Source organism: Streptomyces sp. R302 (assembly GCF_012927245.1).
Lineage (GTDB): Bacteria > Actinomycetota > Actinomycetes > Streptomycetales > Streptomycetaceae > Streptomyces.
In genome coordinates this window covers 88524-112240 of record NZ_JABBGE010000015.1, presented here as the reverse complement: position 1 = coordinate 112240, position 23717 = coordinate 88524, and the positions used below count along the sequence as shown (strand labels likewise).

The following is a 23717-nucleotide window of genomic DNA, read 5'->3' as shown; positions in this document are numbered from 1 at the left end:
TGTCCGCCCCAGGAGACCGGGAGGTGTCAGGAGGTGAGGCGGGAGCGGAGGGAGGCGGCGAATTCCTCGGCGCGGGTCAGCTGGAGGCGGAGGTCGGCGACGCGGGCGGCGGCGGCCTCCTCGTAGCGGCGGACGCGGGCGAGCAGGAGCTCGCGTTCGGCCGGTTCGAGTTCGCCGTCCGTGCCGGGGAGGTCGGCGGCGAGGCGGTCGACCGAGGTGAGGAGCTCACTGGTCTCGTCGAGGCCGAAGCCGAGCGACTGCATGCGGCGGATCACCATCAGCCGGGCCACGTCGGCGTCCGTGTAGAGGGGGAAGCCGCCCGGGGAGGCGGTCGAGGGGACGACCAGGCCCTTGTCCTCGTACTGCCGGATGGTGCGCAGGGGGAGCTCGGTGCGGGCGGCGACCTCGGAGATCTGCAGGGGCTCGCCCGCGGCGGTCCGCGCCCCGGGCATGCGGGCCGCGGCCGGACGCACTCCCGTCGCTCCGGTCGCTCCCGTCGCTCCAATCGCTCCGGTCATTCCGCTGAAGCCGGTCACTCGGGTCACGACAGGGTCCTCCTCGTACGGCGCCTGGGAACCAACCTCCATGCATTAGATCCGATTCGTCCTAATTTCGGGCGCTATGGCGGTCGGAAACGCGGAGAGAGCCAGCCGTCAGGGCCAGACCAGGCAGTACGGCTGGTGGCCGGCGTCGTGGAGGCGGACGGAGAAGTCCTGCCACTCGTGGAGGAGCTGGTAGACGTCGAAGGCGTCGCGCGGGCCGCCGCGGTCGGGGACGGTGGACCAGATGAAGGCGGCGGCGCCGACCGACTCCTCGCCGATCGCGCGCAGCGGGTCGACCACGGTCGTCGGGAGCTTCACCACCGCGTAGTCGGGGTGCAGGACGACCAGTTCCAGCGGGGGGACCTTGTGCAGCGGCAGGCCCTGGATACCGGTGAGGACCATCGCCGCTATCGTCTCGGGCTTGATCTTGGAGAACATGCCGCCCATGCCCAGCTCGTCGCCGCCGAGCTCCTCCGGGCGCATCGAGATCGGGACGCGGGCCGCCGTGGCGCCGTCGGGCGCGCCGAAGTACTTGTAGGTCACCGCCAAGCTGCGGCTCCCGAGGGGCGGGTCCGCCGCGGGCTGCTCGGGGGACGCGCGATCGTCCGGCGCGGCGGGGTCCTCCGCCCGCCGGCGCCGGTGCCTCCCCCGCCGGACAGGCTCCGGACCCAGGTCGTCCGTCCCCTCGCCCGGTCCGCCACCGCGATGCATATCTCCACCCGACTGCTTTTTCTCGGCAACACGACCCCGCCGCGCAACCCGATCATCGTGTCAGTGACCTCCCCCGCGTCACTGCGGTGAAACACCTGTCCGCAAGAAACGCCGCCGCCTCTGACACCATGGTTCCGTGAGCCAACCCCATGAGGTCCCTGCCGCCACAGTTTCGCAGACGCGGCGGCAGGCCGCCCCGGCGTGACGCACAGGGTGCCCACACCGTCCCTCCGTACCAGACGTCGTACTCGCAGGTCAGGATCGTTGTGTCGTATTCATACGAAGCCCCAGTCTCACAGACGCTTTTCGACCGCGCGTCCCTTGTGACGCCCGGCGGCGTGAACTCACCGGTGCGGGCCTTCCGGGCTGTGGGCGGTACGCCCCGGTTCATGGTGTCCGGTACCGGTCCGTACCTCACGGATGCGGACGGTCGCGAGTACGTCGACCTCGTCTGCTCCTGGGGGCCGATGATTCTCGGCCACGCGCACCCCGAGGTGACCGCCGCCGTGCAGGCCGCGGTGGCCCGCGGCACCTCCTTCGGCACGCCCGGCGAGGGCGAGGTGGCGCTCGCCGAGGAGATCGTGGCCCGCGTCGAGCCGGTCGAGCAGGTGCGCCTGGTCTCCTCCGGCACCGAGGCGACGATGTCCGCGATCCGGCTCGCCCGCGGGTTCACCGGACGCGCGAAGGTCGTCAAGTTCGCGGGCTGCTACCACGGGCACGTGGACGCGCTGCTCGCCGCCGCCGGCTCCGGCGTCGCCACCCTCGGCCTGCCCGACACGCCCGGCGTGACCGGCGCCCAGGCCGGCGACACGATCGTGCTGCCGTACAACGACCTGGAGGCCGTGCGGGCCGCGTTCGCCGCGCACCCGGGCGAGATCGCCTGTGTGATCACCGAGGCGTCGCCGGGCAACATGGGCGTCGTCCCGCCGCTGCCCGGCTTTAACCAGGGGCTCGCGGACCTGTGCCGGGAGAACGGCGCGCTGTACATCTCCGACGAGGTCATGACCGGCTTCCGTACCAGCCGCGCCGGCTGGTACGGCGTGGACGGCGTCAAGGCCGACCTGCTGACCTTCGGCAAGGTCATGGGCGGCGGCTTCCCGGCCGCGGCCTTCGGCGGCCGCGCCGACGTCATGGCGCACCTCGCCCCGGCCGGCCCGGTCTACCAGGCGGGCACGCTCTCCGGTAACCCGATCGCCACCGCCGCCGGGCTCGCGCAGCTGCGGCTGCTCGACGAGGCCGCGTACGAGAAGGTGAACGCGGTCTCGAAGGAGATCCAGGGCCTGGTCACCGGCGCGCTCGCCAAGGAGGGCGTGGCGCACCGGCTGCAGACCGCGTCCAACATGTTCTCGGTCTTCTTCACCGCCGACGAGGTGCGGAACTACGACGAGGCGAAGAAGCAGGAGGCGTTCCGCTTCAACGCCTTCTTCCACTCGATGCTCGCGGACGGCGTCTACCTGCCGCCGTCGGCCTTCGAGTCCTGGTTCGTCTCCGCCGCGCACGACGAGCGCGCGATCGAGCGGATCGCGGCGGCGCTGCCCGCCGCCGCCCGCGCCGCCGCGGAGGCCACGGCATGAGCGCGAGCGAGGACGTGAAGGGCGCGGAGGACATCACCGTCGTCCATCTCATGCGCCACGGCGAGGTGCACAACCCGGACGGCGTGCTGTACGGGCGCCGGGCCGGCTACCACCTGTCCGAGCTGGGCCGGCGGATGGCCGACCGGGTGGCCGAGTCGCTGGCCGAGCGGGACATCACCCATGTCGTCGCCTCCCCGCTGGAGCGGGCGCAGGAGACGGCCGCCCCGATCGCCGCGTCGCACGGCCTGGACCTGGCGACCGACGAGCGGCTCATCGAGGCGGCGAACGTCTTCGAGGGCAAGACCTTCGGCGTCGGTGACGGGGCGCTGCGCCGCCCGGCGAACTGGAAGCACCTCACGAACCCGTTCCAGCCGTCCTGGGGCGAGCCGTACATCGAGCAGGTCGTGCGGATGATGGGCGCGCTGGACGCGGCGAAGGACGCGGCGCGCGGGCACGAGGCGGTGCTGGTCAGTCACCAGCTGCCGATCTGGATCGTGCGGTCCTTCGTGGAGCGGCGCCGGCTGTGGCACGACCCGCGGCGCCGGCAGTGCACGCTGGCCTCGCTGACCTCGTTCACGTACAAGGGCGACCGGATCGTCTCGGTCGGGTACAGCGAGCCGGCGATCGACCTGGTCCCGGTGCACCTGCGGGCCGGCGCCAAGCCGGTGAAGGGCAAGCAGAAGGCCTTCGGGGCGTAGCCCGCACCCACCCCCACCTTCTTGACGAGACATCGTCAAAGCGACATCGTCGAGGTGACATCGTCAGGGCGGCCGGAGAGAGGTTTCTCTCCGGCCGCCCTGAAATTTTTGTGCGATTGACCGGAACCTCCGTGTTCCTCCCTGCATCTCACTCATTGTCGGTTTGGATGATGTTTCGGTCACGCAACAGCGCGAATGGGGATGACATGCGCGGGATCAGTCGAAGGGGCCTTCTCGGGGCGGGTGTCGGAGCGGCGGCCGCGGTCGGGATCGCCGGGTGCAATGACAAGGGGCAGGGCGGCAAGGGAAGTTCCGGACCGGACAAGGGCGGCGCCCCCGCGACCGGCGGCGACGCCACCACCCCCGCCCCGACCAAGGACGACGCCCGGCTCATCGGCGACGGTTCCACCGCCGACACCGGCAAGCAGCCCCACCAGCCCGACGCCCCCGTCCCGCTCGAACCCGGCCAGACCCCGCCGCAGTTCGTGGTCTTCTCCTGGGACGGCGCCGGCGAGGTCGGCAACGGCCTCTTCCCCCGCTTCCTCGAACTGGCCCGCAACCACGACGCGGCCATGACCTTCTTCCTCTCCGGCATCTACCTGCTGCCCGAGTCCAAGAAGAACCTCTACCGCCCGCCGAACAACCGCGTCGGCGCCTCCGACATCGGCTACCTCACCGACGAGCACATCAAGGACACCCTCAAGAACGTCCGCCAGGCCTGGCTCGACGGACACGAGATCGGCACCCACTTCAACGGCCACTTCTGCGGCGGCTCCGGCTCCGTCGGCAACTGGACCCCGGCCCAGTGGCAGAGCGAGATCGACCAGGCCATGAAGTTCGTCACCGAGTGGAAGACCAACAGCGGCTGGACCGACCTCGACCCGCTGCCCTTCGACTACTCCAAGGAGCTCGTCGGCGGCCGCACCCCCTGCCTCCTCGGCCAGGACAACCTGCTGCCCACCGCCAAGCGCCTCGGCTGGCGCTACGACGCCAGCTCCCCCGGCGGCCGCCAGACCTGGCCCGTCAAGCGCAAGGGCATCTGGGACTTCCCGCTCCAGGCCGTGCCCTTCCCCGGGCACTCCTTCGAGGTCCTCTCCATGGACTACAACATCCTCGCCAACCAGTCGAAGAACTCGACCAAGGGCATGCCCTCCCGCTATCCCGGCTGGCGCAAGCAGGCCACCGACGCGCTGATCGCCGGCTTCACGCGCGCGTACGAGTCCAACCGCGCCCCCTTCTTCGTCGGCAACCACTTCGAGCAGTGGAACGGCGGCATCTACATGGACGCCGTCGAGGAGGCGCTCAAGACGATGGCCGGCAAGAAGGACGTGCGGCTGGTGTCGTTCCGCCAGTTCACCGACTGGATGGACGTCCAGGACCCGGCGATCCTGGCCCGGCTGCGTACCCTCGACGTGGGCCAGAAGCCGGCCGGCGGATGGGCCGGCTATCTCAAAGCCGCTTAGGCGATCTTGACAAGGGGCGTTACGGGCACGTAGGGGGGTGCCCAAGATCCCCCAAACGCCCATGCGAAACTTTTCACATGAGCCTTAGCCGTGGCCTCCGTCCTGCCTCCCGACGCGCCCTCGCCGCCGTCGGCGCGCTGTCCGCCGCCCTCGCGCTCTCCGCCTGCGGTGGCGACGACAACGGCACCTCCGGTGGCGGCAACACCAACTTCGTCACCAGCAAGGGCGGCATCTCCACCGTCCCCAGGGGCGAGCGCACCGGGATCAACCAGATCGCCGGCGAGACCCTGGAGGGCGAGAAGCTCGACGTCGCCGAGCTCAAGGGCAAGGTCGTCGTCCTCAACGTGTGGGGCTCCTGGTGCGGCCCCTGCCGCGCCGAGGCCCCGCACTTCGCCAAGGCCGCCACCGACCTGAAGGGCGAGGACGTCGCCTTCGTCGGCCTCAACACCCGCGACGCCAACAAGCAGCAGGCGCTCGCCTTCGAGGACGAGTACAAGATCCCCTACCCGAGCCTCTACGACCGGGACGGCAAGCTGATCCTCTTCGGCTTCCCCAAGGGCACCCTCAGCCCCAAGGGCATCCCCTCCACCGTCGTGCTCGACAAGGAGGGCAAGATCGCCGCCCGCGCGCTCATGGCCGTCGACGAGGCCAAGCTGCGGTCCATGATCGACCCGCTTCTCAAGGAGAAGTGAGCCGGTGAACGAGACCGTCACCAGCGGAGCCCTCCTGCTCGCCGTGCCCGTCGCCCTCCTGGCCGGCCTGGTCTCCTTCTTCTCGCCGTGCGTGCTCCCGCTCGTCCCCGGCTACCTCTCGTACGTCACCGGCGTCTCCGGCACCGACCTCGCCGAGAGCCGCCGCGGCCGGATGACCGCCGGCGCCCTCCTCTTCGTCCTCGGCTTCACCGCCGTCTTCGTCTCCGGCGGCGCCCTCTTCGGCTACTTCGGCGCCACGCTCCAGGAGTACAGCTCCGCGCTGAGCACGATCCTCGGCATCTTCATGATCGTCATGGGGCTCTTCTTCGCCGGCCTGATGCCCTGGTTCACCCAGCGCGAGTTCCGCTTCCACCGGAAGCCCGTCGCCGGCCTCGTCGGAGCCCCGGTCCTCGGCGCGCTCTTCGGCATCGGCTGGACCCCGTGCATCGGCCCGACGCTCGCCTCGGTCAACGCGCTCGCCCTCGAACAGGCCAGCGCCGGACGCGGGGCCATACTGGCCCTCGCGTACTGCCTCGGCCTCGGCGTCCCCTTCGTCCTCGCCGCCATCGCCTTCCGCAAGGCGCTCGGCGCGTTCGGCTGGGTCAAGAAGCACTACGTGTGGGTCATGAGGGTCGGCGGCGGCATGATGATCGTCACCGGTGTCCTCCTCCTCACAGGCGTCTGGGACAGCATGGTCTCCACGATGCAGGGCTGGTCCAGCGGTTTCACGGTGGGAATCTGATCCATGAGCAAGAGCGACATGACCGACACGGCGGATACGGCGGATACGGCGGATACGGCTGACACCGCGGGCGCCGACCTCTCCACCGCCCCCCGGGAGGAGGCGATCGGCGGCCCCACCCTCGGGGTCGTCGGCTGGATCCGCTGGTTCTGGCGCCAGCTCACCTCCATGCGGGTGGCGCTGATCCTGCTCTTCCTGCTCTCCCTCGGCGCCGTCCCCGGCTCCCTCATCCCGCAGACCAGCGCGGACGAGATGAAGGTCGCCGACTTCAAGAAGGCGCACGAGACCCTCACGCCGCTGTACGAGAAGCTCCAGCTCTTCGACGTCTACAGCTCGGTGTGGTTCTCCGCGATCTACATCCTGCTCTTCGTCTCCCTCATCGGCTGCATCGTCCCGCGCACCTGGCAGTTCGTCGGCCAGCTCCGCGGCCTGCCGCCGGGCGCCCCCAAGCGGCTCACCCGCCTCCCCGCGTACACCACCTGGCGCACCGAGGCGGACCCCGAGGAGGTCCGCGAGGCGGCCCTCGCCGTCCTCAAGGGCCGCCGCTTCCGGGCCCGTGAGGCCGGTGACGCGGTCGCCGCCGAGAAGGGCTACCTCCGGGAGGTCGGCAACCTCCTCTTCCACCTCGCGCTGATCGTGATGCTGGTGGCCTTCGCCTGGGGCCAGCTCCTCAAGTCCGAGGGCGGCAAGCTGGTCGTCGAGGGCGACGGCTTCTCCAACACGCTCACCCAGTACGACGACTTCAAGGCCGGCTCCTGGTTCGGCGTCGACGAGCTGGAACCGTTCAGCTTCACCCTGGACAGCTTCACCGGTACGTACGAGAAGAGCGGCCCGCAGCGCGGCACCCCCCGCACCTTCGAGGCGGCCGTCACCTACACGCGGGGCGACGGCAAGGACGAGAAGGCGGTCATCCGGGTCAACGAGCCGCTGAAGGTCGGCGACTCCAAGGTCTATCTGATCGCCCACGGCTACGCGCCGGTCGTCACCGTCAAGGACGGCCGGGGGAAGACCGTCTTCCGCGGTGCGGTCCCGCTGCTGCCCCTCGACAACAACCTCACCTCCCGCGGCGCGATCAAGGTGATGGACGGCTACCGCGACAAGAACGGCGAGCCGGAGCAGCTGGGCTTCAACGCGTTCTTCGTGCCGACCTTCGCCGGAGACGGGAAGGGCGACATGTTCTCCCAGTTCCCCGCGCTCGACTTCCCCGCCATGGCCCTCTCCGGCTACCACGGCGACCTGCGCGTCAACTCCGGCCTGCCGCAGAACGTGTACCAGCTGGACCTCTCCAAGATGACCCAGTACAAGATCGACGAGGGCACCGGGGTCGCCAAGCGGATGCTGCCCGGCGAGACCATGACGCTGCCCGACGGCGCCGGCTCGATCACCTTCGAGAAGGAGATCAAGGAGTGGGCGAGCTTCCAGGTCTCCCAGCAGCCCGGTAACGGCCTCGCCCTCGCCGGCGCGATCGCCGCGATCGCCGGACTCACCGGCTCGCTCTTCATCCAGCGGCGCCGGATCTGGGTCCGCGCCGTCCGCGGCGAGGACGGCACGACCGTCGTCGAGATGGCGGGCCTCGGCCGCAGCGAGTCCGCCAAGCTGCCCGAGGAGCTCGCCGACCTCGCGGTCGCGCTCACCGCCACGGCGCCCCCGGCGCCCGAACCCGCCGCACCGGAACCCGAATCCACACAAGACCCTGCTGCGAAGTCCGAAGGGGCTGAGAAGTGATCCTCGCCGCCGAGACCAACGAGAGCCTGGCGCAGATGAGCAACACGCTCGTCTACTCCTCGATGGCCGTCTACACCCTGGCCTTCCTCGCCCACATCGCCGAGTGGGTGTTCGGCAGCCGCAGCAAGGTCGGCCGCACCGCCGCCGCGCTCACCCAGCCGGAGACCAAGGCCACCGTGTCCGTGCAGGTCAAGGCGGCCGGGGGCACCACCGTCCTGGACCGGCCCAAGGTCGTCACCCGGGCCGCCGCCGGCGCCCGCGACGTCCCCGACGGCCCCGGCGCGGCCGGCGGCACCGTCAAGGGCGACCTGTACGGCCGCATCGCCGTCTCGCTCACCACCCTCGCCTTCCTGATCGAGGCGGCGGGCGTGGTCTCCCGCGCGATCGCCGTGCAGCGCGCCCCCTGGGGCAACATGTACGAGTTCTCCACCACCTTCTCCACGGTGGCGGTCGGCACCTACCTGGCCTTCCTGCTCGCCGGGAAGAACGTCCGCTGGATCGGCCTGCCGCTGGTGACCACGGTCCTGCTCGACCTGGGCGTCGCCACCACCTGGCTGTACACCGAGAGCGACCAGCTGGTGCCGGCGCTCGACTCGTACTGGCTGTGGATCCACGTCTCCACCGCGATCTTCTGCGGCGCCGTCTTCTACCTCGGCGCCGTCGCCACCCTGATGTACCTCGTCCGCGACTCGTACGAGAACAAGCTCGCGAACGGCGGCACGCCGAGCGGCTTCGCCCGCTCCGTCCTGGAGCGGCTGCCCTCCGCGGCCTCCCTCGACAAGTTCTCCTACCGGGTCAACGCCGCCGTCTTCCCGCTCTGGACCTTCACGATCATCGCGGGCGCCATCTGGGCCGGCGACGCGTGGGGCCGCTACTGGGGCTGGGACGCCAAGGAGGTCTGGTCCTTCATCACGTGGGTCGGTTACGCCGCCTACCTGCACGCGCGGGCCACGGCTGGCTGGAAGGGGCGCAAGGCCGCGTACATCGCGCTCGTCGCCTTCGGCTGCTTCCTCTTCAACTACTACGGCGTGAACATCTTCGTCAGCAGCAAGCACTCCTACGCCGGAGTCTGAGCACGCCGGCGTCTGAGCTGGCACGCGTCCCTTCCCGGGGCCACGCTGGAGGTATGAGCGAGATACCCCGGGGCAGGAGCGAGACCCACGACGGCGACACGCACCTGCTGCGGTACGTGATCGAGCTGCCGCACCCGCAGGCGGCGGTGTGGGAGAAGGTCGCCTCGCCGGAGGGGCTGCCCTCCTGGCTCTGCGCGGCGGACCCGCTGGAGCCGAGGCTGGGCGGGAAGGTCGTCCTCCGCTGGCTGAACGGCGACACCGAGGTCTCCGGGCGGGTGACCGCCTGGGACCCGGACCACGTGGCCGAGTACACGGTCGGCGCCCCGCACGGACGGATCCGGTTCCATCTGGAACCGGACGCCGGCGGGGCGTCGACCGTGCTGCGTTTCACCAACGAGTTCCGCGGCGACCGGGACCTGCTGCTCGACTGCCTGGCCGGCTGGCACGACCACTTCGAGCGGCTGCGGGACGCGCTGGACGGCCGTCCGACGGACTGGCGGCAGTGGACGACCGGGCGCTGGAGCGAGCTGCGGGAGCTGTACGCGCGGGACGCGGCGCCCTGGCCCAAGTGGGTGCCGTAGGGACCGCGGGACTCACCCCTTCTTCGGCGGCAGGCAGCTCGTCGTCGGGGGTTCGCCCTCCGGCCAGGCGGTCTGGACGAAGCGCTGGGTGCCGTCGGCGGCGAGCTCCACGATGGGGACGGCCTTGTTGTACGGGTTGCCGTGGTTGTCGAGGCAGATCCAGCCGCTCGCGCCCTGGACCCGCAGCGAGCCCTTGACCTGCGGCCACTGGGTGCCGACGTCGGCGAGCTCCGGGTAGGGGGCGTTCGCCGGGGTGGCCTGGCGGATGGCGTGGACGGCCGTCGCCATCGCGTCGTACGCGATGATCGCCTGCCCGTCGCGGAGCGGTATCGGCTTGGGGTCGGCGCGGGCGATGTCGGTGAGGAAGGTGTCGAAGGCGACGACCGAGCCGCCGGTCGTCGGCACCGGCCGCCCCGGTGCGGGCTTCCAGGCATCGGGGTGGGCGAGCGCCGCGTACCGGACGGTCAGCTTCTTGCCGAGGGCGGCGCGGTTCAGCTTCTTGTCGGCGCCGAGGTACGAGCCCTCGTCGCCGGTCAGGACGGTGAAGGCGCGGTCGGCGCAGCCGCGGGAGCCGAGCGCGTTGATGAACTGGCGCAGCTGGGTGTGGCGGCCGGCGAAGAAGACGGTCTCGGCGCGGGTGTCGCAGATCAGGTGGGTGATCTGGCGGAAGGTGTTGGCGGTGGTGCCCTCCTCGGTGTTGTCCTTCGGCGAGGTGTAGAGCTGCGGCTCGTAGGGGGCGCCCTTGAGGGACTCGGCGAAGGCGGTCCGCAGGGTGTCGACGTAGTGGTCGCCGGTGCGGGAGTCCTGGACGAGGATCGCGCGGGCCGCGTCGACCCGGCCGAAGTCGGCGAGGGCCCGGGCCTCGTCGCTGTTGGTGGGGGAGACCCGGGCGAGGCCGGGGAAGCGGTCGCGGCCGGGGCCGTTGGCGAGGTCGTCGGCGGTGATGGTGGTGCCGACGACGGCGATCCCCGCGCCGGTGAGGGTGGTGACCGCCTCCCGTACCTCGGCGGAGGAGGTGGCGACGCCGGAGACGGCGCGGAGCCGGTCGGGGGCGCCGGTCATGGCGGTGAGCCGGTCGACGACCGTGCGCCAGTGGGCGTTCTTGTTGCCGGTGTTGGCGAGGACGAGCCGGATCTTCGGGGTCTCGCTGTTGGACTCGTGGTTGGCCCGGTACTGATAGGCGTACGCGCCCTGGAGTTCGCGGAGGATCTTCTCCTGGGTGCCGGGGTCGGTGGCGGTGATCGGGAGCAGGACGGCGACGGTGGCGTACTCGCCGGCCTTGAGGGTGGCGTTCTCGCGCCCGATGGCGCCGGTGATGGCGGCGAGGGCGGGGACGCCGAAGGCGTGGCCGTCCCCGTTGACGCCGACGCACTCCGCGCTGTCGGCGGGCCGTTCCACGCCCGCGGCGCAGGAACGGTCCTCCGGTTGGAGGAGCCTCACCAGGCCCCAGCCGCCGAGGCCGGCGACGAGGGCGGTCGCGAGGAGCACGGTGAGGAGCTTCTGCCGGGGCGTCCAGAAGAAGCGGCGGCGCAGCCGGTCGAACATCGCGTCAGACTCCGTCCTCGCGCCCCGGCGGCAGCGACAGCTCCCGCCAGGCGCGGATGTCCCGCGGCCAGTGCCCGGCCGCGTCCCACAGTGGACCGCTGCCGGTGAGGTGACGGCCGGAGAGCCGGCGCAGCTCGTACGCGAGCCGGTGGGCGACCTCCTCGTCGGGCAGCGCGAGCGGATCGGTGAGCAGCCATACGGCGTGCAGCAGCCGCCGTACGGAGAGGTGCAGTTCGGCGGCGTCGGGGCCGAGGCCGTCGGGCAGCGCCGGGTCGGGCTCCTGGCCGAGGGCGACGGCCCGCCGCGGGTCGGGCCCGGTGCGGCCCCGCTCGCGCGGGTAGGGGGCGGCGGCGACGAACCGGAGCACGCCGAGCCAGCCGAGGACGTCGGGTCCCGGGAAGGTGAGCCGGAGGTGGGCGACGGCCTCGGCGGTGTCGCCGAGCGCCAGGTCGTGGTGGAGCCGGTGCGGGCCCGGCTGGGGCCCGTAGTGGCGGCGGAGGGTCTCGTGGACGGCCCGCCAGGCGGAGTACTGCGGGGGGTCGGCGTCCTCGAAGCGGAGCCGGTGCAGGAGCAGGGAGCGCAGCAGCGGGTCGCCGACGAAGTGGCCGGGGTGGTCGGTCCAGTGCTCGGCGCGGAGCCGGTCGCGGACGCGGAGGGCGACGTCGCCGTCGAGGGACTCGGCGGCGAGCCGGGCCTGGGCGAGGCGGCGGGCCGAGTCCTCGTCGTGGGCGGCGGCGAGGACCGCGTACGGCCCCGGTCTGGGCACCGGCAGCAGGGCGGCGAGGAGGGCGGCGGCGACGGGCACCGGCGCGGAGTCCTCGCGGAGCTCCACGGTGAGGTCGAGGAGCCGGGCCGGGGTGAGGGCGCGGCGGGCGGCGGGCGGGGTCTCGCCGGCGGCGCGGGCGAGCAGGTCGACGCCGAGCGGCCGGCCGCCGGTGAGCCGGTGGACGGCCCGGGAGAGGGTGGCGGGGGCGCTGCCGGCCGGGTCGTGGCGGTCGAAGGCGGCGCGGGTCTGGGTGGGGGTGAGCGGGGTCAGCTCGACGGCGAGGAGGCCGGAGCCGACGCGGCCGGTGCGCGGGCAGGGCGCCTGGTGGGCGGTCTCGGGCAGCCGGGTGCGGGTGGCGTGGCGCAGTACCTCGTGCTCGCGCAGCCGGGAGGCGGCGAGGACGACGGTGTGGTCGCGGCGGCCGTCCGAGCGGGCCCGCAGAATCGGTTCGACCAGGGCGCGGCCCACGGCCTCCTGGGCGTTGTCGAGGAGGATCAGGGGCCTGCCGACGCGGCTGCCGCGGCGCAGCCCGGTGTAGGCGCGGAGCAGGTCCTCGGTGAGGGTGAGGACGAGGAAGGCCTCGGCCTCCTCGCGGCGCGGCCCGCCCTGCGCGAAGTCGACGGCGAGCTGCTGGAGTCCGGCGCGCCCGCGCCCGCCGGCGTTGCGGTAGCCGCCGAACCACTCCTCGGGCGCCTTCTTGAAGCGGCTGAAGAACTCCTCGACGACCGTCTCGACGGTGGCCTCGGCGACGAGCCCGGCGAAGGGGGCGCCGGCCTCGGCGGCGGTGCCGGCGAGCTTGGCGAGCACCCGGCCGACCCAGGCGGCGGCGGCCGCGCGCCCGGCGTCGACGGTGGCGAGCAGCGGCCCGAGGCGTAACAGGTCGCGGCGGGCCCGCTCGTCGTCCTCCCGGGTCCAGCCCACCGAGGTGACGGCGACGAGCCCGAGCGCAAGCCGCGGAAACGGTACGGCTCTGACGGCGTCGGTCTTCCGCCCGAGCTGCACGGACAGCTCCGCGAGCGCGCCGGTGACCGGGGACCAGCCGGCCCCGTGATCGGCCGGCTCCTCGATCCGGGCGCAGTCGAGCAGGGCGAGCGGGGTGAAGTCGCGGTAGCGGTTGCGGACCTCCTTGAGCAGCACGGTCTTGCCCATGCCGCGCCCGCCGGTGAAGACCGTGACCGGCGGATCGTCGCCGTGCTCGAAGGGCACCCGCCCCTGGCCGTACGGCCCGAGCCCGATGAGCCGCGCCGCCAGTCCGCGAGGATCCAGGACCGCCTCGCGGCCGTACAGCTCTCTGTCCACCCGCCACCCCCGTCGCAGTGAACTCCGTGAACTCCAGGATAACGACGGCGTGTTGGGAACAGGAGAGGGCCGGAAAGCCTTTTCGGGACTGTTGCTGAAGTGTCGTCAGTCCGTGGCGATCGCGTCGAGCTGCGCCCGCAGATACCGGTGGGACTCGATGCCGTGGATCGTGGTGCCGGGGGTGCACTCGTAGAAGTACACCAGTGACATCAGCTCCTCCGCGGGCGCGTCGCCCGGCGGCGGCAGCACCCGATGCCGACCGGACCGCCACCGCCCATCCGTCCAACTCGCCATCAGATCCCCGATGTTGACGGTGAAGGAGGCGGGGTCGTACGGCGCGTCCTGCCAGCCGTCGGCGTCGGTGAAGACCTGCAGCCCGCCCTTGCCGGCCTGCCGGTCGAGGACGGTCACGGTCCCGAAGTCGGTGTGCGGCCCGATCCGGAACTGCCCCGGCTCGGGCGGTCCGGTCCGTTCCTGCCCCGGATACCAGTTGATGTTGAACCCGAAGGTGGGGTGCCCGGTGTGCCGCGTGAAGAAGTCCCGCTCCTCGCCGAGCGCCACCCCGAGCAGGTCGAGCACCCGGTCCGACAGCGCCTTCATCTGCCCGAGATACGCCTCCACCAGCGGTTTCAGCTCCGGCACCTCGGCGGGCCAGAGGTTCGGCAGGAACCACTCGGCGTCCACGGCGGGATCCCCGGTCGGCTCCTCGGCGGCGAAGGACAGCGACTCCTTCAGGTCGGGCGGGGTCGCGGTCCCCTCCGCGTACCCGTTCGCCTCCGCCCCCGGCCCGAGCCACCCCCGCCCCCCGACCCGCACGGCGTACGGCTCCTTGACGGCGGCGGGGAGGTGGAAGAAGGCCCGAGCGCTCTCCCGGATGTCGTTCCGGATCCCCGGATCGACCCCATGCCCGCTGACCAGCAGGAAACCGGCCTCGCGCAGCGCCCGGTCGACGGCGGGGAGCTGCGGGCCGGGGTCGCGGGCGAGATCGATGGTGGGGAGCCGGGCTTCACCCATGACCGATGTCCTCGTTCCACAGGGCGGGGTGGGCGGCGACGAAGGTGCGCATCAGCTCGACGCACTCGGGATCGTCGAGCACGAGGACCTCGACCCCGTGCGCGGCGAGCCACTCCTGCCCGCCGCGGAAGGTCCGGTCCTCCCCGACGACCACCCGCGAGATCCCGAACTGCCGCACGAGCCCGGAGCAGTACCAGCACGGCGACAGCGTCGTCACCATCGTCGTCCCCCGGTACGAGCGCTGCCGCCCGGCGTCCCGGAACGCGGCGGTCTCCGCGTGCGCGGAAGGATCCCCGTCCTGCACCCGCCGATTCCGCCCCCGCCCGAGCAGCGCGCCGTCGGCCCCGTAGAGCGCGGCACCGATCGGCACCCCGCCCTCGTCCCGCCCGGCCCGCGCCTCGTCGAGAGCGGCGACGAGCCACCGGCGCGCCTGCTCCTGGTCCATGCGGGGAGCTTTCCCCGGAGCGGTGCCCGGATCACCTGGGGTGGCGGTCACCCCGACGGCGGGCGTGACGTAGGAGCCCTTACCGGGCACGGTGTAGACCAGCCCGTGCTCGGCGAGCTGACGCACGGCACGACGGGCGGTCAGTACGGCGATGCCGTACTCCTCCGCGAGGCGAGTCGGTGCGGGAACCATACGGTCGGGCGCGTACTCCCCGGCCGCGATCTTCGCTGCGATCACGTCAGCCAGCTGCATGTACAGCGGGCGTCCCGACTGCGGGTCAAGACTCATACGTCAACACTAGATAGTCATACAAAGCCACGTTCGGATGGATCTAGCTACGTCACTATGTAGCAATGTGTAGCGCGGACTATCGTGTGGGCACGTGCAAGACCCCGGCGACCGTCCTACCGGCCCCGGGGCATGGCCACCAACTGCCAACGGAGTTGATGACGTGCGGAACCTTATCGCGCACACCCTGATCCCCTTCCTCCCGCTCCTCCTCTGGACGCTCACGCCGGCGGCGCAACGGCGGCGCCGGTGGACGTTGTGGCTGGCCACGGTCGGCGTCGACGTCGACCGCCGGAACATCCACGCCGGGGCCACCCGATGACCCGCTGCGGGGCGCGGCGGTCCGTGTACGCCGTCGCGGAGGTGGTCCGGCCCGTGTGGGGCGGGTCCGTCTGCGTCCTCGACGCGGGCCACGACGGCCTGCACCGCGACCGCGCGGGCGACGGCTGGTGGGTGACGCCGGAGGTCGCCGACGCGGTGAGCGTGTCCCTCCTGGCCCGCGCCCTGGCCGCGGAGCCGGAACCGGAGCCGGAGTTCCGCTCCCCGCGCTGCATCGTCGGCCGCCACGACCGCTGCCGCGACCACGCGCGCCGCGACAGCGGAGTGCCGGGGGTGAGGTACCTCGTGTGCGGGTGCGCCTGCCATTCCGGCGGCCAGGCATGAGCGGCGACTCCCTCCGGCCCGAGCAGACCCCGGCCGCCGGCTGTCCTCCGGTCGGCTGCTCACGCCGTCGTGTTCGCGTTCGCCTCCTCGTACGCGAACAGGGCCGGGCGGGGCTCGTTCTCGAAGAAGGTCTTCGCGCGGATGAGGGCCTGTTCGTCGGCGCGGATGCGGCCGGGGCGGGAGGCGGTGCCCAGGAGGACGCCGCCGAAGCGCATGCGGAGGTAGGCGGCGGAGTTGTGGAGGGCGGTGGTGAGGCCGTCCGCGACGACGTGGTGCTCGTGGGACAGGGCCGTGACGCCCCACAGGGTGCCGCCCGCCATGCGCTGCTTGAAGTCGGAGTCCGGGAGGTTCAGCCAGCCGGACCAGTAGTCCAGGTAGCGCTTGGTCTGGGCGGAGAGGGTGTACCAGTACAGCGGGGAGACGATGACGATGTCCGTGGCCTCCCGGGTGGCCTTCAGGAGGTCCGCCTCGACGTCGCCCATCTGGTGGGCGGTGGTCTCGTGGCGGCCGTCCTGGAAGTCCGGGAGGTCGAGGCGGTTCAGGTCCACCCAGCGCTGCGGGATTCCGGCGGGCAGGTGGGCGGCGGCTTCGCGGGCCAGGATCTCCGAGTTGCCGTCGGCGCGGGAGCTGCCGAGGACGAAGAGGAACGAGCGGCCGGCTCCGGGTTCGGCGGCGAGGGTCATGTCTGCTCCGGTCTCGTGGGGTCGTCGTCGTGAACTCGGGCTCACCTGGAACTATTCCTCCTCCGGTTCTCCCCCGGTCCTCCTCCGAGGGCGGGCACGGCCCTGGTTAGGATCGGGCGGTCGTGAGGTACGGGGGATCGGGCATGGAAGCACAGGTGGCGCCGCAGGGCGCGGGCGGCGGCGACGGCATACGCGGGTCGTGGCTGCGGCGCAGGCGCGGGACCGTCGTCGCGGTGACCGTGGGGGCGCTCGCCCTCGCCGGGGTCGGTGGATGGGCGGCGGAAGTCGGACCGTTCGCCAAGGACCGGTACTGCTGGGGCGCTTGGGAGCAGGACAGCGGGCCCCGGCTGCTCGGGGACGAGGAACTCGGGCGGTCCGGGAGTGAGCGGCGTGCCGAGGAGTCCGCCGCGCCGTCGGCCGACCGCCCGGAGGGCACCTGCACGCTGCGGGTGACGTCCAGCGTGCCGGACAGCCACGGGTCCTCGGGTGGCGGCGGGACCATCGAGTTCAAGAAGACGGTCAACGTTCGGTACGGGGCCGTTCCCGCCGCGGAGGAGGAACGGCTGGGCTGGCTGCGGGAGTTCCTCGACGGTTCCGTGGCGCCGCTGCCCGACGGCGTTCCCGGACTGGTCGGCAGCTCCAAGGGCATGGTCGTGCTGCCCGAGAGCTGCGACGTCGACGGGCGGCCGACCGTGGTGACCGTCACCGGCGGCGAGACCGGGGACGGCCATCTGGGGCTGGTGCGCATGCCGGTGTCGATCGGCAGCCCGGGAGACGTGGCCCGGCTGCTGCTCGACGTGGCCGACGAGGGCATGCGGCGGACCGGCTGTGCCGAGGGCGCCGGTCCGCTGCGGGTCACCTCTCCGGTGCGGCCCGCCCGCGAGCGGGAGATCGGCGGCGTCGACGCGAAGGACACCTGCGGCATCCGGGGACTCGGCTTCGCCACGGGCAAGGGCGACCACTACGAGGCGCGGCCCGGTGCCGTGGCGGACGACGTCCAGCTGTGCACGCTGACCAACACGGACAACGTCAGGAACCCCGTCTTCGCGGGGCAGTTCACGATGGTGGCGCAGCCGCGCCTGGTCGCGCTGTTCCAGGGCCTCGCCGGTGACCGGTCGCCCGGTCCCGGCTGGCGCGGCAAGGGACGGCTGTCCGGCTCGTACAACATCGTCCAGGCGGACTGCGGCAAGGAGCCGGCGGTCTTCATGCTCGTCCTCGGTTCCGGCCACCTCCAGAAGGTCGCCGTCCCGGACGTGGACGGCGCGTTCGCCCGGGCCGTGAACGCCGTGGGCGACCGTATCGGCTGCTCCGACGTGGCGCCGCGGCGATGAGCCCGCACCTGGAGAGGGAGACGGAGAGGGAGAACGGGAGCGGTGCGATGACCGAGGACAGTGGGACGACGACCGGGGGCCGTGGGCCGCGGCTGCTGCGCGGCAAGCGGGGAGCGGCGCTCGCCGGTCTGCTCGTCGGTGCGCTGCTCGGCGCGGGCACCGTGGCCTGGCGGACGGACACGCTGCCGCTCGTGCCGAGGGAGCTGTGCTGGGGGACGCTGTCGGAGGACGTCGCGTTCGGCATGTTCAGCCGGGAAGGGCGCCTGGAGGCGCGGGAACTCCCCCTCGAACACGCCCGGGGGAACGACGCCCGGGTCCGCGGCGAGTGCCGGATCACACGCATCGAGGACGACGAGCGGCGCTGGGAGGTGACCGCGACCGTACGCGATCTCGACGAGCTGCACGGGCTCGACATGAGGGAGTGGCCGGACGCGTTCCTCTCCCCCCGGATGGCCCCGCTGGGCGGCGAGATCACCGGCATGGTCTCGCCGAACCGCGCCTGGGCCGCGCTGCCCAAGGGCTGCCTGAGCTCGTCCGGCAACGCCCACGCGCCGAGGGTGGTGGACGTGTCCGCGGGCGTCGAGTGGATCGAGCGCGACGACGACGAGAGCCGCCGGGCCGCCCTGGCGCGCACCGTCGTCCACATGGTCAACGGGCTGATGGAGAAGTACGGTTGCTCGGGACGGTACGCCGAACCCGGGGACCTGGCGCCGCTCGCCGAGACGCGGGACGCGGGACTGGACGAGCTGTGCGGCGTGAAGGGGATGCGTCTGCCCGCGGCGGACCGGCCGGGGAAGAAGAGCGAGTACTCGTACCGCGAACGCGTCACCCCGGGGTCGGGTGAAGGCGTGCGTGCCTGCGACATAGGTATGCGCACCGAACGCCCCGACATCCGGTTCATGACGATCGAGGACCCGGATCTGGCGCAGATCTTCATGACCCGTGCGTTCAAGGGCGGCGGCGAGCCGCTCAAGGGCGACGGCTACGGCCGGGTGGGCGGCGACCTCTCCGTCTACACGACCCGGTGCCAGACAGGTGACGTCGTCTTCGTGGTCCGCGCGTTCGACTCGCGCGCGGTCGACTGGTCGCGCCGGCTCCTCCCCGCCTACGTGAAGTCCGAGGCCAAGCGGATCGGGTGCGGCGACGTGACGGTGGCGGCGAAGTGACGGCGGCGGCGAAGTGACGGTGCCGGCGCCCCGCTGAGCCGGGGCCCATCGGTTCTGCCGATGGGCCCCATCGGAAGGACGCCCCACTGGCTCGTGGACCGCTCCCGGACCCTGTCCGTAGCGTCTGTCGTATGAGAAACGAGACCAGGGGAACCCTCGAACTGACCCTCGCCATGGTGCTGTCGGGCACGCTCGGCGTCTTCGTCGTGGAGTCGGGCGCCTCGCCCTTCGAGGTCGTGTTCTTCCGGTGCCTCTTCGGGGCGGTCGCGCTCGGGCTCTACAGCCTGGCGCGGGGCTACTTCACCGGGCACGGCTTCACCGCGCGGTCCTTCGGGCTCGCGCTGCTCGGCGGGGTGTTCATCGTCTTCAACTGGGTTTTCCTCTTCGAGGCCTATGCCGCCTCTTCCATTTCGCTCGCCACCGTCGTCTACCACACGCAGCCGTTCTTCCTCGTGCTGCTCAGCTCGTTCTTCCTGCGGGAGCGGATTCCCGCCGGGAAGGTGGGGTGGCTCGCCGTCGCCTTCGTCGGGCTGATCCTCGTCTCCGGGGTGCGGCCGGGGGACACCGCCTCCCTCAAGGGGCTCGGGTACGCGCTCGCCGCCGCCGTGCTGTACGCGCTCGCCACCTTCGTCACCAAGCGGATCGGCGGCGTGCGGCCGCATCTCATCGCCCTCGTGCAGGTGGTGGCCGGCGTGCCGCTGCTGCTGCCGTTCGCCGACTTCGGGGCCGTCGCCGGGCTCGGCGGCGGGTGGGGGTGGCTGGTCGGGCTGGGGATCGTCCACACGGGGCTGATGTACGTGCTGATGTACGCCGCCTACGCCAAGCTGCCCACCGCGAAGATCGCGGTGCTCGCCTTCACCTACCCGGCCGTCGCGATGGTCGTCGACTGGGCGGTGTACGGGCACCACATCGGGCTCGTCCAGGCGCTCGGCGTCCCGCTCATCGTCCTCGCCAGCCTGAAGGTCACTCTCGCGCGAGCCGCCGCGCCTGCTCCACGAACAGTCGCACGTGGGCCGGAAGCCGCTTCCCCCGCCGCCACGCGAGCTGCGTGAAGAGCGTGAACGGCGGGTCCCAGCCGAGCGCCACCAGCGCCCCGGACGCCAGTTCCTCCTGGACGGTGATCCGGGGCAGCAGGGCGATCCCGAGCCCGGACGCCACCGCCCGCTTGCTCGCCTCGATCGTGCCGAACTCCAGGAACTCCGGCCCCGACGGGCCCGTCGCCGCCCCCGCCAGCTCCGCCTCGAAGAGGTCGCGGTACGCGCAGCCCGGCTCGGTGCCCACCAGGGCGGTGGCCGCGAGGTCCGCCGTGGCCAGTTCCGTACGGGATGCGAGGGCGTGGCCCGGGGCGGCCACCAGGGTCAGCGGCTCCGGGGCCAGGACCTCCGTCTCCAGGCCCTCGTGCGCGGTCTCCGCCTCCATGAGGAAGCCCAGGTCGTACGTGCCCTGCCGCAGCGCCCGCCGTGTCGCGTCGCCGAGCGTGGGGCGCAGGGAGAGGCGGACGGCCGGGTGCCGGTGGTGGACGTACTCCAGGAGCGGCGGGAGCCGGTACGTGGTGAGGGACTCCATGGTGCCGATGGTGATCGTCCCCGCCGCCTCCCCGGCGGCGACCGCGGCCCGCGCCTCCTCGGCGAGCTCGGCCATGCGGCGCGCGTACGGCAGCAGCCGCTCGCCGGCCCCGGTCAGCCGGATGCGGCCGCCGAGCCGCTCGAAGAGTTCGGTGCCGAGGGCCGTCTCCAGCGCCTTGACCTGCGAGGTCACGCTGGACTGGGCGTAGCCGAGCTCGGCGGCGGCGCGGGTGAAGGAGAGGACTTCCGCGACCTTCTCGAAGGTGGCGAGGAGGCGCAGTTCCATCAGCTCTCCTTGTCGTCGCCCTCTTCGCGACCCTCCTGGCGCTTCAGCTCGTCCTCGCGGCGGCGCAGGTCCGCCTCCCAGTCCTTGAACAGGGCGTCGTCCTGCCGCTTCTTCTCCTCCGAGTCCTCGGAGAGGGACTTCAGGAATTCGGGGTTGTCGTCCGGCGCCACCCAGGCGCCGCGACCGCCCCGACCGCCCCGGCCGCTTCCGCGGGCGCCGCCGGCCGCCGCCCGCCGGGCCTTGCCCGCGACGATCCACACGATCGGGCCGACGATCCAGAACAGCAGGATGATGATCACCCAGACCACCTTGGGCAGGTGCTTGACCTCGTCCTCGGGGGTGTTCAGACAGTCGATGAAGGCATAGATCGTCAGCGCCAGCGGCAGGATGAACATCAAGGCCCTGAGCATGTGGTGCGGCCCCCTGGAAGCGGTGGCGGGGGCGCGTCGAATCGGCCCCGGTGACAAGTCCAGCGTAGCCGGTGACCGATACTTGCCCGTATGGCTTACGACGATCTCCGCTCGCTGCTCAGGGCCCTGGAGCGTGAAGGCGACCTCAAGCGCATCAAGGCCGAAGTCGACCCGTACCTGGAGGTCGGGGAGATCGTCGACCGGGTGAACAAGGCCGGAGGGCCCGCGCTTCTCTTCGAGAACGTGAAGGGCTCCGCCATGCCGCTCGCGATGAACGTGTTCGGCACGGACCGGCGGCTCCTCAAGGCGCTCGGCCTCACGTCGTACGGGGAGATCAGCGAGAAGATCGGCGGGCTGCTCAAGCCGGAGCTGCCGCACGGCTTCGTCGGCGTCCGGGAGGCCTTCGGCAAGCTGGGCTCGATGGTCCACGTGCCGCCGAAGAAGGTGAAGTCCGTGGACGCGCCCGTGCAGGAGGTGGTCCTGACCGGCGACGACGTCGACCTCGACCAGCTGCCCGCGCTCTTCACCTGGCCCAAGGACGGCGGCTCCTTCTTCAACCTGGGCCTCACCCACACCAAGCACCCCGAGACCGGTGTGCGGAACCTGGGCCTCTACCGGCTCCAGCGGCACGACAAGCGCACCATCGGCATGCACTGGCAGATCCACAAGGACAGCCGGAACCACTACGCGGTCGCCGCCGAGCGCGGCGAGCGGCTGCCGGTCGCGATCGCCTTCGGCTGCCCGCCGGCCGTCACGTACGCCTCCACCGCGCCGCTCCCCGGCGACATCGACGAGTACCTCTTCGCCGGCTTCGTACAGGGCAAGCGGATCGAGATGGTCGACTGCAAGACCGTCCCGCTCCAGGTCCCGGCGAACGCCGAGGTCGTCGTCGAGGGCTGGCTGGAGCCCGGCGAGATGCTGCCGGAGGGGCCCTTCGGCGACCACACCGGCTTCTACACCCCGCAGGAACCGTTCCCCGCGCTGAAGATCGACTGCGTCACGATGCGGAAGCGTCCGCTGCTCCAGTCGATCGTCGTCGGCCGGCCGCCGACCGAGGACGGGCCGCTCGGCCGGGCGACGGAGCGCTTCTTCCTCCCGCTCCTCAAGATCATCGTGCCGGACATCGTCGACTACCACCTGCCGGAGTCGGGCGGCTTCCACAACTGCGCGATCGTCTCGATCGACAAGAAGTACCCGAAGCACGCGCAGAAGGTCATGCACGCCATCTGGGGCGCCCACATGATGTCGCTGACCAAGCTGATCATCGTGGTCGACAAGGACTGCGACGTGCACGACCTGCACGAGGTGTCCTGGCGGGCCCTCGGCAACACGGACTACGCCCGCGACCTGACCGTCGTCGAGGGCCCGGTGGACCACCTGGACCACGCCTCCTACCAGCAGTTCTGGGGCGGCAAGGCCGGTATCGACGCCACGAAGAAGCTGCCCGAGGAGGGCTACACCCGGGACGGCGGCTGGCCGGACATGGTGGAGTCGGACCCGGCGACGGCCGCCCTGGTGGACCGCCGCTGGAAGGAGTACGGCCTGTGATGGCGACGGCCGCCGTCCCGGGCGCGCAGCCGGGGCGTACCAAGGCGTTCCTCCGGCTCGTCATGATCGAGCACTCGGTCTTCGCGCTGCCCTTCGCCTACATCGCCTCCCTCACGGCGATGTTCCAGCTGGACAGGAAGGTCCACTGGTGGACGCTGTTCCTGGTGACGGTGTGCATGGTGGGGCTCCGGACCTTCGCCATGGCCTGCAACCGGATCATCGACCGCGAGATCGACGCCCGTAATCCGCGCACCGCCAACCGCGAGCTCGTCACCGGCGCCGTGTCGGTGCGGTCCGCGTGGACCGGGGCCGGGATCGCGGTCGTCGTCTTCCTCGGCGCGGCCGCGCTGCTCAACCCGCTCTGTCTGGCGCTCGCGCCGCTGGCCGTGATCCCGATGGTCGTCTACCCGTACGGCAAGCGGTTCACGAACTTCCCGCACGCGATCCTCGGCCTCGCGCAGGCGATCGGCCCGATCGGCGCCTGGCTCGCGGTGACCGGCGAGTGGTCGTGGGACGCCGTCATCCTGGGCCTCGCGGTCGGCATCTGGATCGGCGGCTTCGACCTGATCTTCGCCTGCCAGGACGTGCAGGCGGACCGGGCGCACGGCGTGATGTCGGTGCCGGCCCGCTTCGGGATCCCGGCGGCGCTGTGGGGCGCCCGCGCCTCCGCCGTCGTCACCACCGGCCTGCTGGTCTGGTACGCGCTCGCCACGGACGCGGGGATCTTCTTCTGGGCCGGCCTGGTGATCGTCGCCGCGGCCTTCTGCTACGAGCACTCCATCGTGAAGCCGCACGACCTGTCCCGGCTCAACCGGGCCTTCTTCACGACGAACGGCTTCATCGGGATCTCCCTCTTCGTCTGCGCCCTCCTCGACCTGCTGGTCCGGGGTCTGACGGTCTGATCCGA

24 protein-coding genes and 1 pseudogene are annotated in these 23717 nt (G+C 71.8%); 15 read left to right on the top strand and 10 right to left on the bottom strand.

Annotated features, from left to right (window positions below):
- Positions 1 to 26: 26 nt before the first annotated feature.
- Both HHL19_RS34470 and HHL19_RS34465 read right to left on the bottom strand, forming a co-directional pair.
- Positions 27 to 452 carry a MerR family transcriptional regulator gene (locus HHL19_RS34470; protein ID WP_169094375.1) on the bottom strand — a complete coding sequence of 142 codons (426 nt, stop codon included), beginning with the start codon at positions 450 to 452 and terminating at the stop codon, positions 27 to 29.
- Positions 453 to 653: 201 nt separating this feature from the next.
- Positions 654 to 1253 carry a hypothetical protein gene (locus HHL19_RS34465; protein WP_169094327.1) on the bottom strand — a complete coding sequence of 200 codons (600 nt, stop codon included), beginning with the start codon at positions 1251 to 1253 and terminating at the stop codon, positions 654 to 656.
- A gap of 266 nt (positions 1254 to 1519) precedes the next feature.
- Between HHL19_RS34465 and hemL the strand changes: the two genes are divergently transcribed.
- The 8 genes from hemL (at position 1520) to HHL19_RS34425 (ending at position 9801) form a co-directional block, all read left to right on the top strand.
- Entirely contained in the window at positions 1520 to 2827 is a 1308-nt protein-coding gene (hemL, locus tag HHL19_RS34460; RefSeq protein WP_346768565.1) for a glutamate-1-semialdehyde 2,1-aminomutase, read from the top strand.
- Positions 2824 to 3525 carry a histidine phosphatase family protein gene (locus tag HHL19_RS34455; protein ID WP_169094326.1) on the top strand — a complete coding sequence of 234 codons (702 nt, stop codon included), beginning with the start codon at positions 2824 to 2826 and terminating at the stop codon, positions 3523 to 3525. The genes hemL and HHL19_RS34455 overlap by 4 nt, the downstream gene beginning before the upstream one ends.
- A gap of 206 nt (positions 3526 to 3731) precedes the next feature.
- A complete protein-coding gene (locus HHL19_RS34450) occupies positions 3732 to 4988 on the top strand; it encodes a hypothetical protein (protein WP_169094325.1) in 1257 nt (418 codons plus the stop codon).
- 77 nt (positions 4989 to 5065) lie between these two features.
- Complete coding sequence (locus HHL19_RS34445; RefSeq protein WP_169094324.1) at positions 5066 to 5680, top strand: TlpA disulfide reductase family protein; 615 nt, start codon at positions 5066 to 5068, stop codon at positions 5678 to 5680.
- Between the two features lie 4 nt (positions 5681 to 5684).
- Positions 5685 to 6422: a cytochrome c biogenesis protein CcdA gene (locus HHL19_RS34440; RefSeq protein ID WP_169094323.1), complete on the top strand. Its 738-nt coding sequence runs from the start codon at positions 5685 to 5687 to the stop codon at positions 6420 to 6422.
- Between the two features lie 18 nt (positions 6423 to 6440).
- Positions 6441 to 8147 (top strand): cytochrome c biogenesis protein ResB, encoded by a 1707-nt coding sequence (locus HHL19_RS34435; RefSeq protein ID WP_240982056.1) that lies wholly within the window; start codon positions 6441 to 6443, stop codon positions 8145 to 8147.
- The gene (gene ccsB, locus HHL19_RS34430) at positions 8144 to 9220 is read left to right on the top strand and encodes a c-type cytochrome biogenesis protein CcsB (protein ID WP_169094321.1); all 1077 of its coding nucleotides are present in this window, start codon (positions 8144 to 8146) and stop codon (positions 9218 to 9220) included. Before HHL19_RS34435 ends, ccsB begins: the two co-directional genes overlap by 4 nt.
- 53 nt (positions 9221 to 9273) lie before the next feature.
- Complete coding sequence (locus tag HHL19_RS34425; protein ID WP_169094320.1) at positions 9274 to 9801, top strand: SRPBCC family protein; 528 nt, start codon at positions 9274 to 9276, stop codon at positions 9799 to 9801.
- A 12-nt stretch (positions 9802 to 9813) separates the two neighbouring features.
- Here the strand turns inward: HHL19_RS34425 and HHL19_RS34420 are convergent, their stop codons facing one another.
- The 5 genes and pseudogenes from HHL19_RS34420 to HHL19_RS37940 all read right to left on the bottom strand — a co-directional run.
- Positions 9814 to 11346 (bottom strand): hypothetical protein, encoded by a 1533-nt coding sequence (locus HHL19_RS34420; protein ID WP_169094319.1) that lies wholly within the window; start codon positions 11344 to 11346, stop codon positions 9814 to 9816.
- Positions 11347 to 11350: 4 nt separating this feature from the next.
- A complete protein-coding gene (locus HHL19_RS34415; RefSeq protein WP_169094318.1) occupies positions 11351 to 13411 on the bottom strand; it encodes a hypothetical protein in 2061 nt (686 codons plus the stop codon).
- Between the two features lie 105 nt (positions 13412 to 13516).
- Positions 13517 to 14425, bottom strand: a complete 909-nt coding sequence (locus tag HHL19_RS34410) for an isopenicillin N synthase family oxygenase (RefSeq protein ID WP_169094317.1) — start codon at positions 14423 to 14425, stop codon at positions 13517 to 13519.
- Positions 14418 to 14870, bottom strand: coding sequence for a nucleoside deaminase (locus HHL19_RS34405; protein ID WP_169094373.1), 453 nt, complete (start codon positions 14868 to 14870; stop codon positions 14418 to 14420). The genes HHL19_RS34410 and HHL19_RS34405 overlap by 8 nt, the downstream gene beginning before the upstream one ends.
- Before the next feature lie 78 nt (positions 14871 to 14948).
- Positions 14949 to 15122, bottom strand: a pseudogene (locus tag HHL19_RS37940) (winged helix-turn-helix domain-containing protein); the annotation flags it as partial.
- A gap of 199 nt (positions 15123 to 15321) precedes the next feature.
- On the opposite strand from HHL19_RS37940, the gene HHL19_RS34395 reads away from it, so the two are divergent.
- The gene (locus HHL19_RS34395) at positions 15322 to 15480 is read left to right on the top strand and encodes a hypothetical protein (protein ID WP_169094241.1); all 159 of its coding nucleotides are present in this window, start codon (positions 15322 to 15324) and stop codon (positions 15478 to 15480) included.
- A 23-nt stretch (positions 15481 to 15503) separates the two neighbouring features.
- Complete coding sequence (locus tag HHL19_RS34390) at positions 15504 to 15821, top strand: hypothetical protein (protein ID WP_346768564.1); 318 nt, start codon at positions 15504 to 15506, stop codon at positions 15819 to 15821.
- A 59-nt stretch (positions 15822 to 15880) separates the two neighbouring features.
- Here the strand turns inward: HHL19_RS34390 and HHL19_RS34385 are convergent, their stop codons facing one another.
- Entirely contained in the window at positions 15881 to 16504 is a 624-nt protein-coding gene (locus HHL19_RS34385) for an NAD(P)H-dependent oxidoreductase (RefSeq protein ID WP_169094315.1), read from the bottom strand.
- Between the two features lie 143 nt (positions 16505 to 16647).
- Here HHL19_RS34385 and HHL19_RS34380 point away from each other — a divergent pair, with 143 nt between their 5' ends.
- The 3 genes from HHL19_RS34380 (at position 16648) to HHL19_RS34370 (ending at position 20053) form a co-directional block, all read left to right on the top strand.
- A complete protein-coding gene (locus HHL19_RS34380; protein ID WP_169094314.1) occupies positions 16648 to 17835 on the top strand; it encodes a hypothetical protein in 1188 nt (395 codons plus the stop codon).
- Positions 17836 to 17882: 47 nt separating this feature from the next.
- The gene (locus HHL19_RS34375) at positions 17883 to 19001 is read left to right on the top strand and encodes a hypothetical protein (protein WP_169094313.1); all 1119 of its coding nucleotides are present in this window, start codon (positions 17883 to 17885) and stop codon (positions 18999 to 19001) included.
- A 131-nt stretch (positions 19002 to 19132) separates the two neighbouring features.
- Positions 19133 to 20053 carry a DMT family transporter gene (locus HHL19_RS34370; RefSeq protein WP_169094312.1) on the top strand — a complete coding sequence of 307 codons (921 nt, stop codon included), beginning with the start codon at positions 19133 to 19135 and terminating at the stop codon, positions 20051 to 20053.
- On the opposite strand, the gene HHL19_RS34365 is transcribed toward HHL19_RS34370, so the two are convergent.
- Positions 19965 to 20852: a LysR family transcriptional regulator gene (locus HHL19_RS34365; RefSeq protein ID WP_169094311.1), complete on the bottom strand. Its 888-nt coding sequence runs from the start codon at positions 20850 to 20852 to the stop codon at positions 19965 to 19967. The genes HHL19_RS34370 and HHL19_RS34365 overlap by 89 nt on opposite strands.
- A complete protein-coding gene (locus tag HHL19_RS34360) occupies positions 20852 to 21262 on the bottom strand; it encodes a PLD nuclease N-terminal domain-containing protein (RefSeq protein ID WP_169094310.1) in 411 nt (136 codons plus the stop codon). Before HHL19_RS34360 ends, HHL19_RS34365 begins: the two co-directional genes overlap by 1 nt.
- 90 nt (positions 21263 to 21352) lie before the next feature.
- Between HHL19_RS34360 and HHL19_RS34355 the strand changes: the two genes are divergently transcribed.
- A complete protein-coding gene (locus tag HHL19_RS34355; RefSeq protein WP_169094309.1) occupies positions 21353 to 22810 on the top strand; it encodes a menaquinone biosynthesis decarboxylase in 1458 nt (485 codons plus the stop codon).
- Positions 22810 to 23712 carry a menaquinone biosynthesis prenyltransferase MqnP gene (gene mqnP / locus HHL19_RS34350; RefSeq protein WP_169094308.1) on the top strand — a complete coding sequence of 301 codons (903 nt, stop codon included), beginning with the start codon at positions 22810 to 22812 and terminating at the stop codon, positions 23710 to 23712. The genes HHL19_RS34355 and mqnP overlap by 1 nt, the downstream gene beginning before the upstream one ends.
- Positions 23713 to 23717: the final 5 nt, after the last annotated feature.

Excerpts from the sequence above, each read along its gene's own strand:
- HHL19_RS34470 (WP_169094375.1), bottom strand. The coding sequence starts at position 452 with ATGCCCGGGGCGCGGACCGCCGCGGGCGAGCCCCTGCAGATCTCCGAG.
- HHL19_RS34465 (WP_169094327.1), bottom strand. The coding sequence starts at position 1,253 with ATGCATCGCGGTGGCGGACCGGGCGAGGGGACGGACGACCTGGGTCCG.
- HHL19_RS34455 (WP_169094326.1), top strand. The coding sequence starts at position 2,824 with ATGAGCGCGAGCGAGGACGTGAAGGGCGCGGAGGACATCACCGTCGTC.
- HHL19_RS34450 (WP_169094325.1), top strand. The coding sequence starts at position 3,732 with ATGCGCGGGATCAGTCGAAGGGGCCTTCTCGGGGCGGGTGTCGGAGCG.
- HHL19_RS34445 (WP_169094324.1), top strand. The coding sequence starts at position 5,066 with ATGAGCCTTAGCCGTGGCCTCCGTCCTGCCTCCCGACGCGCCCTCGCC.
- HHL19_RS34435 (WP_240982056.1), top strand. The coding sequence starts at position 6,441 with ATGACCGACACGGCGGATACGGCGGATACGGCGGATACGGCTGACACC.
- HHL19_RS34425 (WP_169094320.1), top strand. The coding sequence starts at position 9,274 with ATGAGCGAGATACCCCGGGGCAGGAGCGAGACCCACGACGGCGACACG.
- HHL19_RS34420 (WP_169094319.1), bottom strand. The coding sequence starts at position 11,346 with ATGTTCGACCGGCTGCGCCGCCGCTTCTTCTGGACGCCCCGGCAGAAG.
- HHL19_RS34410 (WP_169094317.1), bottom strand. The coding sequence starts at position 14,425 with ATGGGTGAAGCCCGGCTCCCCACCATCGATCTCGCCCGCGACCCCGGC.
- HHL19_RS34405 (WP_169094373.1), bottom strand. The coding sequence starts at position 14,870 with ATGGACCAGGAGCAGGCGCGCCGGTGGCTCGTCGCCGCTCTCGACGAG.
- HHL19_RS34385 (WP_169094315.1), bottom strand. The coding sequence starts at position 16,504 with ATGACCCTCGCCGCCGAACCCGGAGCCGGCCGCTCGTTCCTCTTCGTC.
- HHL19_RS34380 (WP_169094314.1), top strand. The coding sequence starts at position 16,648 with ATGGAAGCACAGGTGGCGCCGCAGGGCGCGGGCGGCGGCGACGGCATA.
- HHL19_RS34375 (WP_169094313.1), top strand. The coding sequence starts at position 17,883 with ATGACCGAGGACAGTGGGACGACGACCGGGGGCCGTGGGCCGCGGCTG.
- HHL19_RS34370 (WP_169094312.1), top strand. The coding sequence starts at position 19,133 with ATGAGAAACGAGACCAGGGGAACCCTCGAACTGACCCTCGCCATGGTG.
- HHL19_RS34365 (WP_169094311.1), bottom strand. The coding sequence starts at position 20,852 with ATGGAACTGCGCCTCCTCGCCACCTTCGAGAAGGTCGCGGAAGTCCTC.
- HHL19_RS34360 (WP_169094310.1), bottom strand. The coding sequence starts at position 21,262 with ATGCTCAGGGCCTTGATGTTCATCCTGCCGCTGGCGCTGACGATCTAT.
- HHL19_RS34355 (WP_169094309.1), top strand. The coding sequence starts at position 21,353 with ATGGCTTACGACGATCTCCGCTCGCTGCTCAGGGCCCTGGAGCGTGAA.
- mqnP (WP_169094308.1), top strand. The coding sequence starts at position 22,810 with ATGGCGACGGCCGCCGTCCCGGGCGCGCAGCCGGGGCGTACCAAGGCG.